The organism is uncultured Streptomyces sp. (assembly GCF_947488945.1).
Taxonomy (GTDB): Bacteria; Actinomycetota; Actinomycetes; order Streptomycetales; family Streptomycetaceae; genus Streptomyces.
Genome location: NZ_CANLBS010000003.1, coordinates 419,019 through 433,082 on the forward strand (window position 1 = coordinate 419,019; position 14,064 = coordinate 433,082).

Sequence of the window (14,064 nt, forward strand, 5' to 3'; positions counted from 1 at the left end):
GGCACGGCGGCGCGCGTCAGTCGACGAGGTCACTCAGGGACACGTACATGACGACGTCCTCACCGTCGTTCCGCACTCCGACGCACAGCGGGCGCCGGTCCAGCAGTCGTCCGTTGGGTCGGCAGGTCTCGTGCGGGCGGTCGAGGCGGCGGAGGATTTCGCTGCGGCTCAGGCCCTCGGTGCTGCCGACGACGACCACGCGGGAGCAGATTGACGAGCCGCAGCTTTCGCCCTCCCGGACCACCGTCAGGCCGGCCGGCAGTGCGGGGACCGCCGAAGAGGGCGGGACGGAGGCCCCCGACCCCATGACCACGTACAGCAGGCACAGCACGGCGGTCAGGGCGAACTGCATGCCCAGGACGCCGATCGCGCCGTTGACGCGCGGCGCCCATTCCTCGGGGAAGGGGCCCACCCGCGCGCGTTCCAGCAGCGCGCCCCCGGCGACGACGAGCGGCGCGAGGACGGCGTGGACAAGGTGTGCGTCCGCCCGGTGGGTGACCACCCAGCCGTGCTGGACCGCCACCAGCAGCAGGGCCCCGGCGACCAACGGCACGGCCACCGCGATCCCGGTGCCCCGTACGCGGGTCAGCTTCCACCAGGCGATCGGCGGCACGGCCGCGTAGGCCACGCCGACCAGCGTCCACAGGACGGTCTGCATACCGCCGGCCCCTCTCCCGGCAGACCCCGGCCCGCTCGGTATGCCCGGCGGGCGCGGTGGTGGTGGCGGTGCCGGTGGTCCGGCCACGGCCGCAGGGGAGGGGACGCCGGTGCGCGGGGTGCGGTTCCGGCGGCGGAGACATGCGGTGCGTCCCGAGCGAGGCGCCGGCCCCTCGGTCGCCTCCGGCCATGTACGCGCGGGGGCCGCGAAGGTACGATCGTACATTCCGGGGGGTGCGAGGCACGGGGGTGCGCGCCCGCCCGGCCACGCACGTCCCGTCCGACCGTCCGCTCCCGCTGTTGAGGCACCGCTGTCATGGAACCTGCCGTCACGCCCGGCCCTTCGTCCCGTCCCCCGCTGGATCCGGGATCGTCCCGTCGCCCTGTGGATCCGGGACTCCGGCGCAGGCGGGCGGCTCTCTTCCTCTTCATGGTGGCCACGGGCGTCAGCCTCTCCTCGTGGGTCGCGCGGACCCCGGCCGTCCGGGACGCGCTGGACGTGACCACCGGAGCCATGGGGCTCGTGCTCTTCGGGCTCTCCATCGGCTCGATGGCGGGGGTGCTGGTCTCCGGGGCTCTGGTGCGCCGCCACGGAGCCCGGCCGGTGATCGCGGTGGGGGCGGCCCTGCTCGTCGTGGGGCTCGGCGCGGTCGCCGCCTCCGCCGCCGGCGGGCTGACCGCCGGGGTCTTCGGCGGACTCGCCCTGTTCGGGGTCGGCATGGGGCTGGCCGAGGTCGCCTTCAACATCGAGGGCGCGGCGGTCGAACGGGCCCTCGGACGTCCGGTGCTGCCCGTCCTGCACGGCTGCTACAGCCTCGGCACGGTGGTGGGGGCGCTGCTCGGCATGGCGCTGACGGCGGTCGACTTCCCGGTCGGCTGGCACCTGGCGGGCGCCGCCGCGTGCACGGCGGCGGCGGCGACCTGGTCGGTACGGGCGACTCTTCCCGGCACCGGAAAGGCGCAGCCGGGGGACGAGGCGGCCGGGGGCGAGGGCTGGCGGGCCCAAGTGCGGGTCTGGCGCGACGGACGGCTGGTGCTGATCGGCGCGATCGTGCTGGCCATGGCGTTCGCGGAGGGCTCCGCGGGTGACTGGCTGCCCCTGCTGATGGTCGACGGGCACGGCACCACCGCCACCGAGGGCTCGCTGACCTTCCTGCTGTTCGCGATCGCCATGACGGTGGGACGGTTCACCGGCAGCCCGCTGCTGGAACGATTCGGCCGGGCCGTCGTGGTGCGGGCCAGCGCCCTGGTCGCCGCGGCCGGTGTGGCGCTGGTGGTCTTCTCCTCCAGCGCGGTCGTCGCGGGAGCGGCCGTGGTGCTGTGGGGCCTCGGCGCGTCCCTGGGATTCCCGGTCACCATCTCGGCCGCCGGTGAGGGCGCGCGGCCGGCGGACGTCGACGGCACCGCCGCGGCGGGGGAGCCGGCGCCCGCCGCCCCGGACGCGGCGGCGCGGGTCAGCGCGGTGGCCACCGCGGGCTACGTCGCCTTCCTCGTCGGACCGCCGCTGCTGGGCTTCCTCGGCGACCACGTGGGGCTGCGCGGGGCGATGATCGTCGTCCTCGTGTTCGTGCTGGTCGCCTCGCTGCTCACGCGCGCGCTCGAAGCGCCGAAGCGCACGGTGGCGTCGGCCGGCGACCGGACCCCGGACCCTGCCGTCGAGCCCGAAGGGCGCGCGAAGGCGGTGCGCGGAGAGGGATGAGCCTCGCGGGGGAGAGCCGGCCGGTGGGCGAGGGGTCGACCGTCATCTCGCCCGTAGGCCGGGGCAGTTCATGATTCCGTGAACATGGTCACTACACTTTGGTAGCCCTGAAAAGATCATGTGAAGTAGCGAGGTTCTTCTTGAAGCTGTCCAGAATCAGCGCGTTGGTGGTCGCCACGGTCATCGCCCCGGCCGTCCTGCTCGCCTCGCCCGCCCACGCGGCCGACGCGGCGGCCCCCGCCGACGCGTCCGTGGCCGCCGCCGGCCCGTCCTCGGCGGAGGAGGACCAGGCCGAGAAGGATCGCCTCGCGATCCTCGCCCTCGTGGCCGCGGCGGAGCCGGGCTCCGTGGTGGCGGAGGAGGGCGCCGAGGCCATCGAGGAAGGCCCGTCCGCCATGCGGGAGTTCCTGGAGCAGGGCCAGTACGAGGCGCGCGACACCGACAACAAGATCAAGATCTCGCGCCTCATCAACGTCGGCGGCCCCGGCGTGAAGAGGGACGGCAAGGCGGCTCTCAAGGGCACGCCGGAGGACCGGGTCGCGTTCCTGGAGACCGGCCAGTACGTGGCACGCGACGAGGACAACAGGGTGCTCGTGGCCCGTACCCTCAACGGCGCCGGCCCCGAGGTCACGGCGGCGGCGTCGGCCGCGCTGGACGGCACCCCGGAGGACCGCGTCGAGTACCTGGAACGCGGCCAGTTCGTGGCCCGCGACCAGGACAACCGCGTGCTCATCGCCCAGATCATCGACAAGGGCGGCCCGCACGTCGTGGCGGCCGGCCGGGCGGCGCTGAACGGTACGCCGGAGGACCGGACCTCGTTCCTGGAGACGGGCCAGCACGCCGCCCGCGCGCAGGACGAGAAGGACGCCGAGGAGGCGGCCGGAAACGGCGGCGGCGACGGCGGGACCACGGGCGGCGACTCCGGCGCGGGCTCCGGCGACACCGCCACGGGCGGCAGTGGCACAGGAGGTTCGGACGACGGTCACACCGGCACCGGCACCGACGGCGACCAGGTGTCCGCCGACGAGCGGCCCGCGTCGACCGGAAACACCGGGTCCACGGGCACGACCGGCACCGGCGGCAACGACGTGACCGCCGACGGCAGCGGCTCCCTGGCCTCGACCGGTACGAGCGGCGGCCTCGGCTTCGCCCTCGGCGGCTCGGCCCTGGCACTCGCCGCCGGCGCGGGCGTGCTGTACGCCGTCCGTCGCCGCAGCACGTACGGGCGGGCCTGACACCACCACGGCGGCCCGCCCCGGACAGATGGCCGGGGCGGGCCGTCGTGCGTGTGGCTGAGGGGCAGGGGACGTCCGGGAAGGACGGAAAGGCGGTCGGCGGATGGCGAGTGAGCCGTCGCGTGCGTCGCTTGCGGCACTGATCGAACAAAGCCGGAGCAACGACTACCGGGACCGAGCCGCAGCGGGGCGCGGTCTGGCGGACCTCGCCGGGGTGCCCGAAGCGGTGGCGACCTTGAGGGAACTCGTACGCGACCCGTGCGACACCCACGTCATCCGGGTGACGGCGGGAGCCTTGCTACGGCGGAGGGACGCGGAGGCTGTGACGATCGTCGCGTCCGCACTGACGGGAGCGGATCCGGGGCATACCGACTGGATCGCTGCCGCTGTCCACGACGTTCTGGGCGCTCCCGGCTCTCTCACCCACCGGCGGGCTAGCACGGCCCTGGCGCGGGCGGTCGCCGCGGAAACGGACGAGTGCGTGGTGATGGGGGCGCGGCAACTCCTTGACATCCTGTCCGAGCTCGATCCGCCCTGAGCCCTCCGGCCGGACGCCGGGCGCGGTGCATCACGGGGCCCGGCGTCCCTGACGTGTCGTCAACCTCGTCGAAACCGGCTGCTCGTGCCCGCAGGAACTCTCCATCGGACGACCGCATCGGCGTCCACCGGCGCCCGGTACACCGCCCGGCGTGAGGCGCTCATCCGCCGGGAGACGCGCGTGGAGTTCAGACGCGCGTGGAGTTCAGGGGAACGAACCTGGCCGCCGGGCGCCCGGATCGGCGGCGGTCACAAGAGCGGTGACCGCATGAAAGCCGCGAAGACCGATCCGGCGAGGACGAACCACGCCAGGACCGTGCTCACCAGCAGGCCGCGCACGACGGGGAGCGCTGCGGGGCGGTCCCGGAGCGAGGCGACGACGAAGCCGCAGGCCGCTCCGGCGGACGGCAGGCCGAAGATCACCAGGGCGGCCCGCTGGAACGCGAGCTTCGTCTCGTGGTTGCCCCGCCAGTCGGTGTCGCTCTTGTTCCGGACGGCCTCCTCGGCGGAGTGCCAGAATCCGAGGAACAGCGGGACGAGCAGCACGGCGGTCACCACGAGCAGGGTGATGAGCGTGCGCCGGGCCTGCCGAGTGGTGTCCTGCGGTGAGTCCGTCATGGGGGGAGAGCCTGCCGTGCCGCGGGTGCGTGCCGCCACCCGTACGCGTACTCAGGCGGCCGGACCGAGTGGTCGGCCGGGCACGACCACCGGCGGTCGGGTCCTATCCGTGCCCGGCCCGCACCCCGCGCACGGCTTTGCCCCGCCCGGTCCGCCGTCCGCGCCCGCGCACGCCACCGGCCGCACCCCCACCGGCTCCGCCGCCGGCACCCCGCGCACGTCATTTTCCGCACCCCGGCGTGGGCGCCCCCTGATGTGCGCCGGAGCTCGACACAGTGCCGACCCGCGCACCGCTGTGCGTACAACGTGGTCATGGAGCGGGGTGCCCCGTAGCGCCTACGCTCGCGGGCATGACCGCTGAAGCCCTTCGTGGCCCCCACGTCCCGTTCATCGATCCCGCGGCAGGCCGGGCCGTCAAGGCGGCGGACCGCAGACACGTCTTCCACTCGTGGGCCGCGCAGGGCATGCTCGACCCGCTCGCCGTGGCCGGTGCGGAAGGCTCGTACTTCTGGGACTACGAGGGCAACCGCTACCTCGACTTCACCAGCGGCCTCGTCTTCACCAACATCGGCTACCAGCACCCCGTGGTGGTGGCCGCGATCCAGGAACAGGCGGGCAGACTCGCCACGTTCGCGCCCGCGTTCGCCGTCGAGCCGCGCTCCGAGGCGGCCCGGCTGATCGCCGCGCACACGCCGGGCGATCTGGACAAGATCTTCTTCACCAACGGCGGCGCCGAGGCCGTCGAGAACGCCGTGCGGATGGCCCGGGTGCACACCGGGCGGCACAAGGTGCTCTCCGCCTACCGCTCGTACCACGGCGGCACCAGCACCGCGATCAACCTCACCGGCGACCCGCGCCGTTGGGCCTCCGACAACGGTTCGGCCGGTGTCGTGCACTTCTGGGCCCCCTTCCTCTACCGCTCGCCGTTCTACTCCCGGAGCGAGGAGGAGGAGTGCGCCCGCGCACTCCGGCACTTGGAGGACACCATCGCCTTCGAGGGCCCGCGCACGATCGCCGCGATCGTGCTGGAGACGATCCCGGGCACCGCCGGCATCATGCCGCCGCCGCCCGGCTACCTCGCCGGCGTCCGTGAGATCTGCGACCGGAACGGCATCGTCTTCGTACTGGACGAGGTGATGGCCGGTTTCGGCCGGACCGGCGCCTGGTTCGCCGCCGACCACTACGGCGTCGTGCCCGACCTGCTGACCTTCGCCAAGGGCGTCAACTCCGGCTACGTGCCGCTCGGCGGCGTCGCCATCAGCCCCGAGATCGCCGAGACTTTCGAGACCCTGCCCTACCCCGGCGGACTGACCTACTCCGGCCACCCGCTGGCCTGCGCCGCCGCCGTCGCCACGATCCGGGTGATGGAAGAGGAGAAGGTCGTCGAGCGGGCCGCGCACATCGGCGAGACGGTCATCGGTCCCGGCCTGCGCGACCTGGCCGAGCGCCACCCCTCGATCGGGGAGGTGCGGGGCCTCGGCGCCTTCTGGGCACTGGAGCTGGTGAAGGACCCGGAGACGCGCGAACCCCTCGTCCCGTACAACGCCTCGCCCTCCTCCAACGCCGCGATGGCGGCGTTCGGCGCGGCGGCGAAGAAGCACGGGCTCTGGCCGTTCATCAACATGAACCGCACCCACGTCGTCCCGGCCTGCACGATCAGCGAGGACGAGGCCCGCGAAGGACTGCTCGCGCTGGACGCCGCCCTGGAGGTCGCGGACGGCTACATGTACTGAGCGGCCCCGGCACGGTGGTGCGGGAGCCGCTCCGCTCCACCGTGCCACCGGCATGTGCCGGTGCCCGGATCCGGGCACGGCGTCCCTGGCTTAAGGTGACCGGAGCCGAAGACAGGGAAGAGGAAGCCGCATGCGTCCGGGCGGAGGCGTCACCCGCAATACGCTGCGCCAGCAGATAGCCGACGCGTTGCGCGACGAGGTGCTGGCCGGACGGCTGCCCGCCGGGCGCGAGTTCACCGTGAAACAGATCGCGGAGCAGTACGGGGTGTCCGCGACTCCCGTCCGTGAGGCCCTCTTCGACCTCTCCGCGCAAGGGCTGCTCGTCTCCGACCAGCACCGCGGCTTCCAGGTGCGCGAGTTCAGCGTGGCCGACTACCGGTCGATGGTGGAGGCCCGCGCCCTCGTCGTGGAGGGCGTCTTCCGGGGCGCGGACGGGCACACCGCACCCCGGGGCGACGCGATGGCGTCCATCCGCCGGCGCGCGACCGAGGCGGTGCGCGCCGCCCAGGCAGGTGACGTGGCCGTGCTGATCGGCTACGACCTGAGGTTCTGGCGGGAGCTGGGCGCGTTCGTGCTCAACCCGTACATCAGCGCCTTCCTCACCAAGCTGCGCGTCCAGGCCTGGGTCTTCGCCGTGCACCGGCTGCGCGGCGACAGCGACCGCGGCCTCTGGCTGTGGCTGGGGCACGAGGAACTGGCGCAGGCCATCTCCGACCGGGACCGGGAGCGGGTCCGCACCATCATGCGGGGCTACTACGAGACCGCGATGAGGTGGGCGGACGCGCTGGAGGCGGCCGAGGCCGCGGCCTCCGGCGCCGGCGCCGCCTCCGCGAGCGCCCAGCTCCCCGGCACCCCGTCCCCCGGCTCCGGGGCTCCGGAGTCCGCGGCCGACGCCCCGGAGTCCGGCGGAGCATCCGAGTCCGGAGGGGCCCCGGAGTCGCCCACCGGCTGATCCTCCCGCCGCGGGCAGTCGCGGCCGGCGCCCCGCACCACCGCTCCCGGCCACCTCTCGCGTACGGGCGTCCGTACCGGCGTCCGTCCGGCGTCCCACACTGGCGTCCGACAAGCCCTGTGCGCGGGCTTGCGGCCGCATTACGCTGTTCCGACGATCGCCAAACCCGTGGGAGAGCGAGACTTCGTGGCCTGTGACCTGTGGCTGGTCCCCCTCGTCGATGTGCTGTGCCACAGCCCCGACAACCCGTTCGCCGAAGAGATCGCCCTCTACGACAAGGTGCTGGGCGAGGCGGGGCTGCCGCCCGTACCCGTCTACGCCTACATGCCCGGCCTCACCGGGGATGTCGCCCCGGTCGCCGGGTTCGACTACGACGCCCTGCACTTCCTGCGCCGGGCCTACCTCCTGCAGCTCAGCGGGCTGGAGGTGACACCCGTGGGGGAACTGGGCGGCGACTACGAGCAGCTCCTGGAGATGTTCGAGCCGAGCGCCCAGCAGTCGCACCTGGTCTGGCACTACGACCACGCCGGCGCCTACGTGCCGGTCGACTTCGCGGCGCCCCTCGCCGACGACGACCTGCTGGAGGGCGGCGGCCCGCTGGGCTCCTCGCACGGGCTGCTGCGCGAGCTGGAGTTCGTCGCCCCGTCGATCGGGATCGACCCCGCCAACCCCCCGGCCACCCCCGTCCCGCCCACCCGGCCGACCGAGCTGGAGGAGCCCGCGGAAGCGGCCGCGTACGAGGACGGGCCGTTCGCCCGCGAACGCCACGTCTGGCTCGGCCTCCACGCGGCGGCCACCCGGAGCCTGGCCCAGGGATCGATGATCGTCTTCAGCTAGGCGCGCCCGGCGGACCGCCGCCGCGTCCGGGAGGCGCGGCGGCGGTCAGCCCCGCCGGCGGAGGTCCAGCGCGCAGAGCACCTTGTCGTAGCGGTCCTCGCCGACGGCCACGTAGTCGGGGAGCCGGCCGTACTCGGTGAACCCCAGCGACCGGTAGAGGCGCAGGGCGCCCTCGTTGTCGCCCCGGGCGTCCAGAGTGAGGACCTCGATCCCCGCCGTCCGGGCGTCCTCGATCAGCGCGAGGGTCAGCGCGCGGCCGGTGCCGCGGCCGTGGGCGGAGAGGGCCACGGCGAGCTTCTCCAGGTCGGCGTGGGGGCGGTGGGTCGGCCGGGTGTGGCGGAGCCAGTAACCGAGACCGACGAGCCGGGGGCCGAGGTACGCGGCGCGCAGCGCCCCGTCACCGGCCCGCGCGGCGGACAGGACGTGGTCCAGCAGGGCGGCCACCTCGTCGCGCGAGGGCGGCGAGACCCAGCCCAGGGCGGCCCCGCCGGCGACGAGTTCCGCCAGGATGGCGTGGGCGCACTCCGCGAACCCGTCCCGCAGCGCCGGATCGGATGCGAGCTCCCAGGAGCCCAGGACGACGGGGGACCGGTCGGCCCCGTCACCACGCGCGCAGATCCCGCCGGACGTCATGACCGGCAGCGTAGAGGGTGCGTCCGCACGCCCCGTCGTGGCCCGGCGGTGCACCCCGGTATCGCGGGGGCGGCGGCCCGGTCCCGCGGCCGTCGGCCCGCCGCTTCCGGTCCCACCGTGCGGGTCCCGGCCCCACCCGCCTCTACCGCGGCGCCTCCGGCGGACGCTGGCGCGGCATGTTCGGCCGGGTCACCGAGGGGATGGCGAGCCGCCCCGGTGGGGTCCCGCCCTCGCCGCGGCCCCCGTTGCTGCCGGTGATCAGGGACTGGGTGCCCATCGGTGCGGGTCCGGCGCGGAACTCCACCATCCAGTCCGCGGTTTCGGAGCGCACCAGCTCCGTGATGTCCTCCGAGAACCGGCGCAGCACCCCGAGGCACCGATCGGCGGCCTCGCTGGCCGTGCCCTCGGTGGGGCCCAGCACCTCGCGCACGCACTCCGACGCCCAGTCGAACTGGAGGACCTGGAGCCGCCGCTGCACCGCCTGAGCGGTGGCCAGATCCCTTATCCAGCCGGAGGTGAGGCCGAAGTAGCGGTCCGCGGCCATGCAGGCGCCGCCGAGCAGCAGCGAGAGATAGCCCCAGCCCGCCGAGCCGTGCAGTGCCCCGGTGAGGTCGAGCAGCGGGAGCGCGGCGCCCGCGACGCCCCCGAAAGCGGTGCCGAGGCGCAGCCCGCGGGCGCCCCGGCGCTTGGTCTCACGGTCCTTGAGGTACCAGGCAGCCGTCTCCAGGGCGCTCGCCTCCACCCAGCGGTAGAGCTCGTCCAGCCGCTCGGCGGGGTCGCCCCAGTCACCGTGCGGGAAGGCCTTGACGGTGAGGTCGCGGTTACCGGGCCCGGTGGCCGCTTCGGGGGCCGGAGCGGAGCGGGTGGCTCCGGATCTGCCCCCGGACGTTCCCGCACCGGACTCCTCGCGGGGCGGCCCCTCGGGCTGCATCTCCGGCTGACTCACCGGGGCACTCCTCTGCACTCTGAGTGGAACGACGGCTGGAACGACGGGGGGTTCTTCGGGCGACTCCGCGGGCTCCGCCGATCGGATGGGTGCCTACTGTGCGTCACCGGCCGTGTGCGCTCGCGAGTCGCCGCGCATGCCCCTTCCTACCGCCGAATGGTGGGCCGCGGGAGCGAAATGGCGGGATTCCAGGGTGCTCCCGGCCTGTGGTCAGGTATAGGAGCGTTCTCCCGCCGTTCTTCATCTCACCCGAAAGAGTTGTTTGCGGGCGGGTGGGGCGGGGTCACCGGGGAACACGTAGGCTCGGTTTACCGAAACATTCGCCTTCTCGATGCCAGGAGTGACCGTGATTCCCGGTGGTGGTCAGCCCAATATGCAGCAGCTGCTCCAGCAGGCCCAGAAAATGCAGCAGGACCTCGCCACGGCCCAGGAGGAACTGGCCAGGACCGAGGTCGAGGGCCAGGCCGGAGGCGGTCTCGTGAAGGCGACGGTGACCGGTTCCGGTGATCTGCGCGCCCTCGTGATCGACCCCAAGGCCGTGGACCCGGAGGACACCGAGACCCTGGCGGACCTGGTCGTCGCCGCGGTCCAGGCGGCCAACGAGAACGCGCAGACGCTCCAGCAGGAGAAGCTGGGGCCGCTCGCGCAGGGGCTGGGTGGCGGCGGGATTCCCGGCCTGCCGTTCTGACCCCTGTCCGGGGCCCCGCCGGGGCTCCGGACGCGTCCGGGCCGGTGCGGCCGGACGCACCGCGGTACCGGCGCCGCCTCTCCCGAGGGGGCCGGGGCCTACTGGTACCGGCGCGTACCCACTACGGTACGAGCAGGCGTTGAAGGAAAGGCGTTCCGTTGTACGAAGGCGTGGTTCAGGACCTCATCGACGAACTCGGCAGGCTGCCGGGCGTCGGTCCCAAGAGCGCGCAGCGGATCGCCTTCCACATCCTCCAGGCGGAGCCGACCGACGTGCGCCGCCTCGCGCACGCCCTGCTCGAAGTCAAGGACAAGGTCCGCTTCTGCTCGGTCTGCGGCAACGTCGCGCAGCAGGAGCTGTGCGGGATCTGCCGGGACGCCCGCCGTGACCTGTCGGTCATCTGCGTGGTCGAGGAGCCGAAAGACGTGGTCGCGATCGAGCGGACCCGCGAATTCCGGGGCCGCTACCACGTGCTCGGCGGCGCGATCAGCCCGATCGAGGGCGTCGGCCCGGACGATCTGCGCATCCGTGAACTGCTCGCCCGCCTCGCGGACGGCGCCGTCACGGAGCTGATCATCGCGACCGATCCCAACCTGGAGGGCGAGGCCACCGCGACGTACCTGGCGCGGATGATCAAGCCCATGGGGCTCCGGGTGACCCGTCTCGCCAGTGGCCTGCCCGTGGGCGGCGACCTGGAGTACGCGGACGAGGTCACCCTGGGCCGCGCCTTCGAGGGAAGGCGTCTGCTCGATGTCTGACACCGCGTGCACGGGATCCCCGCGACCGGCCGGTCACCCGGACGGGAACGGACGCCCCGCGCGGTGCGGGCCTCCGACGCCGTCCGGCGCACCTTCGACGTCCCACCCACCGTTCGAGACCGTGCCCACGGGAGGTCCCTCCGATGTCTGACGCCACGCTGAACTCCGTCACGCAGGATCCGGACGATTTCGCCGTTCAGATCGCGGACCAGATCAAGACCTTCATCGTCGCGGTCACCGAGGTGTCCAAGGTCGAGGAGCCGGAGGAAGCCGTTCCGGTCCTGCTCCTCCAGGTGTCGCAGTTGCTGCTGGCGGGCGGCCGGCTGGGCGCGCACGAGGACGTGCTCCCCGACGAGCGGTACGAGCCCGATCTCGGCGCCGAGCCCGACGCCGACGGCCTGCGCGAGCGCTTCGCGGCCCTGCTCGAACCGATCGACGTGTACTCCGAGGTCTTCGACCCGTACGAGCCCCGCAAGGCGCCCGTCCCGCACCGCATCTCCGACGACCTCGCCGACCTCGTCACCGACCTCGGCCACGGACTCGCCCACTACGAGGCCGGGCGCACCGCCGAGGCCCTGTGGTGGTGGCAGTTCTCCTACTTCTCCAACTGGGGCGGCACCGCCTCCGCCGCGCTGCGCGCCATCCAGTCGCTGATCGCCCACATCCGGCTGAACCAGCCGCTGGAGGAGCTCGACGGCCTCGACATCGACCAGGACCCCGGCGAGGACGACCTCGCGGAGGCCGCCGGCCGCGTCATGCTCCAGGAGATCGCGGCCCCGCTGGGGCTGCGGCCGGTGCGCTGACGGCCCGGCCGGCGGGCCGTTCGACGTCCTCCCGCCCCAGGACGGGGCGGTGGCTCACCCGGTGTGGCTCCCGCATCCCGCTCCCGGCCGCCGCACGTCTCAGCGGCGGTGCCCGAGCGCGGCCGAGACGCGGGCCAGCTCCGGTGCCGGCAGGGCGAAGGCGTTCGACGGATCGCGGTGGCTGTACGCCCCCTCGGCGACCAGGACGCCGTCGCGTTCGTGCCACCGGGCCGGTCCGGCCGGCCCCTGGTCCTCGGCGAACGCGACCGCGACGCCGTGCGGGCCCTCGACCGTGGTGAGCGCGCCCAGCGCGGCGGCCAGGCGCTCCACCGCGCTGGCGGGGAGATCGACGTCGCCCATGGCGGGCAGCAGGAGCAGCAGCCGTGCGTGCGGGTCGGCGGTACTGCCGCCGGGGAGGCCGCTGTCGGCGGCGGCGACCAGTTCCGGCCAGGAGAGGCCCGGCCCCGTGAAGTGCCCGTCGTCTGCGGCGATGAGCAGGGCCCGGTTCCAGGCAGGGTGGTGCAACAGGTAGTCGGTGCCGTAGTCGTCGGGGTTCGTCCGTCGGACCACGTGCAGCCGGTGGCCCCCCGCCAGCGGCACCGTGAAGAACGGCAGGTCCGCCCGCTCGGCCATCTGTTGCTCGAACTCTGCCGCCGCCTCGAAGTCCGCGCCGAAAAGCAGCTCGGCCGTCGTCTCCCGCTGCCCGAGGGACGCGAGGTGGCCGAGCCAGAACATCGGCGAGCCGAGCAGCGCCGGGTCATGGGTCAGCGGGCCGTAGGCGTCGTAGCCGGGTATCTCCATGGGATCGATCATCCTGGATGCGCTGGACGCGGGAGCGGCAGGCACGGCGCCCCCGGCGTCCCGCGGCTCCCGCCCGGCCCGGCACGTGACCGCCGCACGGGCCATGTGGCGGTCGGCCGCCGGGCGTACGACGCCGGGCGGCGTACGCCGGGCCCCTGAGAGACGCTCCCCGTACGGGGGCTGACACGTGCGTCCGTACGGGGCCTTACGGGGGCCGGGTCCGGCACCGGTCAGACGGCCGCCCAGCCGTTGTCGACCGGGAGGATCACGCCGTTGATGTTGCTGGCCGCGTCCGAGGCGAGGAAGACGATGGCGGACGCCTGCTCATCGGCGTCGGCGGCACGGCCGATGTTGCCCATGTAGGCGCCGATGACGCCGGGGCCCAGCGCGGTGCCGTCCGCCTCGACGCGGATGCCGGTGACGGTGCCGCCGGGGGCGATGGCGTTGGTGCGGACGCCCTTGTCGCGGTATATCACGGCCAGCGACTTGGTGAGCCCGACGATGCCGTGCTTGGACGCGGTGTACGCGGCGCCGGCGGCGCTGCCGCGCAGACCGGCCTCGGAGGCGGTGTTGACGATCGCGCCCTTCCCCGCTTCGAGCAGGTGCGGCAGCGCGGCCCGGGTCAGCAGGAACGGAGCGGTGAGGTTGATGCGGAGGACGCGCTCCCACTCGGCGTCGCTGACATCGCCGGCCGCCGACATGGTGTCCATGATCCCTGCATTGTTGACCAGGACGTCTATGCCGCCGAAGGTCTCCACGGTCGTCGCCACGACCTCGTCGACGACGCTCTGCTCGCTGAGGTCGCCCACCACGGCCACGGCGGTGCCACCCGCAGCCTCGATGGCGGCCACGGTGGCCGCGGCGCCGTCCGCGTTGAGGTCGGCGACGAGCACCTTGTCCCCCTGGGCGGCGAAGCGGAGCGCCGCGGCCCGGCCGATGCCGGATCCCGCGCCGGTGACGACGACCGCGCGGTCCCCGAAGGTGTTGACGCTCATGGGTGTGCTCCTTGCTCCCTGCTGTTCCGGGCGTGCAACCGTTCGGCCGTCCGGGGGCGCGGCACCCGCATGGGCCGCGCTCGGCTCCGACTGTACGATTTAATGTCCCGAAGTGCCAGCAAGTCGTTCAGCGCCAAAAAATGTGCCCACCGGCGCGGATAGGCTGAGCCCA

The 14,064-nt window shown here is 73.6% G+C and carries 15 protein-coding genes; 9 read left to right on the plus strand and 6 right to left on the minus strand.

The window, feature by feature from the left end; all coding sequences use genetic code 11:
- Positions 1-16 precede the first annotated feature (16 nt).
- A complete protein-coding gene (locus tag Q0994_RS06285) occupies positions 17-658 on the minus strand; it encodes an MFS transporter (RefSeq protein WP_299530067.1) in 642 nt (213 codons plus the stop codon).
- Positions 659-1,087: 429 nt separating this feature from the next.
- On the opposite strand from Q0994_RS06285, the gene Q0994_RS06290 reads away from it, so the two are divergent.
- The 3 genes from Q0994_RS06290 to Q0994_RS06300 all read left to right on the plus strand — a co-directional run bounded on the left by Q0994_RS06290 (position 1,088) and on the right by Q0994_RS06300 (position 4,129).
- Positions 1,088-2,356 (plus strand): MFS transporter, encoded by a 1,269-nt coding sequence (locus tag Q0994_RS06290; RefSeq protein WP_299530326.1) that lies wholly within the window; start codon positions 1,088-1,090, stop codon positions 2,354-2,356.
- Between the two features lie 140 nt (positions 2,357-2,496).
- Entirely contained in the window at positions 2,497-3,591 is a 1,095-nt protein-coding gene (locus tag Q0994_RS06295; protein WP_299530070.1) for an ALF repeat-containing protein, read from the plus strand.
- 103 nt (positions 3,592-3,694) lie between these two features.
- Positions 3,695-4,129 (plus strand): HEAT repeat domain-containing protein, encoded by a 435-nt coding sequence (locus tag Q0994_RS06300; RefSeq protein ID WP_299530072.1) that lies wholly within the window; start codon positions 3,695-3,697, stop codon positions 4,127-4,129.
- A 248-nt stretch (positions 4,130-4,377) separates the two neighbouring features.
- Here the strand turns inward: Q0994_RS06300 and Q0994_RS06305 are convergent, their stop codons facing one another.
- Positions 4,378-4,746: a hypothetical protein gene (locus Q0994_RS06305; protein ID WP_299530074.1), complete on the minus strand. Its 369-nt coding sequence runs from the start codon at positions 4,744-4,746 to the stop codon at positions 4,378-4,380.
- Positions 4,747-5,096: 350 nt separating this feature from the next.
- Between Q0994_RS06305 and Q0994_RS06310 the strand changes: the two genes are divergently transcribed.
- The 3 genes from Q0994_RS06310 (at position 5,097) to Q0994_RS06320 (ending at position 8,268) form a co-directional block, all read left to right on the plus strand.
- Positions 5,097-6,479: an aspartate aminotransferase family protein gene (locus Q0994_RS06310; RefSeq protein ID WP_299530076.1), complete on the plus strand. Its 1,383-nt coding sequence runs from the start codon at positions 5,097-5,099 to the stop codon at positions 6,477-6,479.
- Positions 6,480-6,609: 130 nt separating this feature from the next.
- Positions 6,610-7,431, plus strand: coding sequence for a GntR family transcriptional regulator (locus Q0994_RS06315; RefSeq protein ID WP_299530079.1), 822 nt, complete (start codon positions 6,610-6,612; stop codon positions 7,429-7,431).
- A 186-nt stretch (positions 7,432-7,617) separates the two neighbouring features.
- The gene (locus Q0994_RS06320; RefSeq protein ID WP_299530327.1) at positions 7,618-8,268 is read left to right on the plus strand and encodes a hypothetical protein; all 651 of its coding nucleotides are present in this window, start codon (positions 7,618-7,620) and stop codon (positions 8,266-8,268) included.
- Positions 8,269-8,313: 45 nt separating this feature from the next.
- Here the strand turns inward: Q0994_RS06320 and Q0994_RS06325 are convergent, their stop codons facing one another.
- Both Q0994_RS06325 and Q0994_RS06330 read right to left on the minus strand, forming a co-directional pair.
- Complete coding sequence (locus Q0994_RS06325) at positions 8,314-8,901, minus strand: GNAT family N-acetyltransferase (protein ID WP_299530081.1); 588 nt, start codon at positions 8,899-8,901, stop codon at positions 8,314-8,316.
- 142 nt (positions 8,902-9,043) lie between these two features.
- Complete coding sequence (locus tag Q0994_RS06330; RefSeq protein WP_299530084.1) at positions 9,044-9,847, minus strand: SLATT domain-containing protein; 804 nt, start codon at positions 9,845-9,847, stop codon at positions 9,044-9,046.
- A 346-nt stretch (positions 9,848-10,193) separates the two neighbouring features.
- Here Q0994_RS06330 and Q0994_RS06335 point away from each other — a divergent pair, with 346 nt between their 5' ends.
- The 3 genes from Q0994_RS06335 to Q0994_RS06345 all read left to right on the plus strand — a co-directional run bounded on the left by Q0994_RS06335 (position 10,194) and on the right by Q0994_RS06345 (position 12,096).
- Positions 10,194-10,535 carry a YbaB/EbfC family nucleoid-associated protein gene (locus Q0994_RS06335; protein ID WP_299530329.1) on the plus strand — a complete coding sequence of 114 codons (342 nt, stop codon included), beginning with the start codon at positions 10,194-10,196 and terminating at the stop codon, positions 10,533-10,535.
- Positions 10,536-10,693: 158 nt separating this feature from the next.
- On the plus strand, positions 10,694-11,293 hold the full coding sequence (recR, locus tag Q0994_RS06340; protein ID WP_299530086.1) for a recombination mediator RecR: 600 nt from the start codon (positions 10,694-10,696) through the stop codon (positions 11,291-11,293).
- 143 nt (positions 11,294-11,436) lie between these two features.
- A complete protein-coding gene (locus tag Q0994_RS06345; protein ID WP_299530088.1) occupies positions 11,437-12,096 on the plus strand; it encodes a DUF5063 domain-containing protein in 660 nt (219 codons plus the stop codon).
- Positions 12,097-12,195: 99 nt separating this feature from the next.
- Here Q0994_RS06345 and Q0994_RS06350 read toward each other — a convergent pair whose 3' ends face one another.
- Positions 12,196-12,897: a hypothetical protein gene (locus tag Q0994_RS06350; RefSeq protein WP_299530090.1), complete on the minus strand. Its 702-nt coding sequence runs from the start codon at positions 12,895-12,897 to the stop codon at positions 12,196-12,198.
- 230 nt (positions 12,898-13,127) lie between these two features.
- Positions 13,128-13,892: an SDR family NAD(P)-dependent oxidoreductase gene (locus tag Q0994_RS06355; RefSeq protein ID WP_299530092.1), complete on the minus strand. Its 765-nt coding sequence runs from the start codon at positions 13,890-13,892 to the stop codon at positions 13,128-13,130.
- Between the last annotated feature and the right edge of the window lie 172 nt (positions 13,893-14,064).

What these genes read in the sequence shown, in the direction of transcription:
- Q0994_RS06315 (WP_299530079.1), top strand. Translation starts at nt 6,610, where the DNA reads ATGCGTCCGGGCGGAGGCGTCACCCGCAATACGCTGCGCCAGCAGATA.
- Q0994_RS06345 (WP_299530088.1), top strand. Translation starts at nt 11,437, where the DNA reads ATGTCTGACGCCACGCTGAACTCCGTCACGCAGGATCCGGACGATTTC.
- Q0994_RS06290 (WP_299530326.1), top strand. Translation starts at nt 1,088, where the DNA reads ATGGTGGCCACGGGCGTCAGCCTCTCCTCGTGGGTCGCGCGGACCCCG.
- Q0994_RS06350 (WP_299530090.1), bottom strand. Translation starts at nt 12,897, where the DNA reads ATGGAGATACCCGGCTACGACGCCTACGGCCCGCTGACCCATGACCCG.
- Q0994_RS06305 (WP_299530074.1), bottom strand. Translation starts at nt 4,746, where the DNA reads ATGACGGACTCACCGCAGGACACCACTCGGCAGGCCCGGCGCACGCTC.
- Q0994_RS06285 (WP_299530067.1), bottom strand. Translation starts at nt 658, where the DNA reads ATGCAGACCGTCCTGTGGACGCTGGTCGGCGTGGCCTACGCGGCCGTG.
- Q0994_RS06325 (WP_299530081.1), bottom strand. Translation starts at nt 8,901, where the DNA reads ATGACGTCCGGCGGGATCTGCGCGCGTGGTGACGGGGCCGACCGGTCC.
- Q0994_RS06310 (WP_299530076.1), top strand. Translation starts at nt 5,097, where the DNA reads ATGACCGCTGAAGCCCTTCGTGGCCCCCACGTCCCGTTCATCGATCCC.
- Q0994_RS06300 (WP_299530072.1), top strand. Translation starts at nt 3,695, where the DNA reads ATGGCGAGTGAGCCGTCGCGTGCGTCGCTTGCGGCACTGATCGAACAA.
- Q0994_RS06355 (WP_299530092.1), bottom strand. Translation starts at nt 13,892, where the DNA reads ATGAGCGTCAACACCTTCGGGGACCGCGCGGTCGTCGTCACCGGCGCG.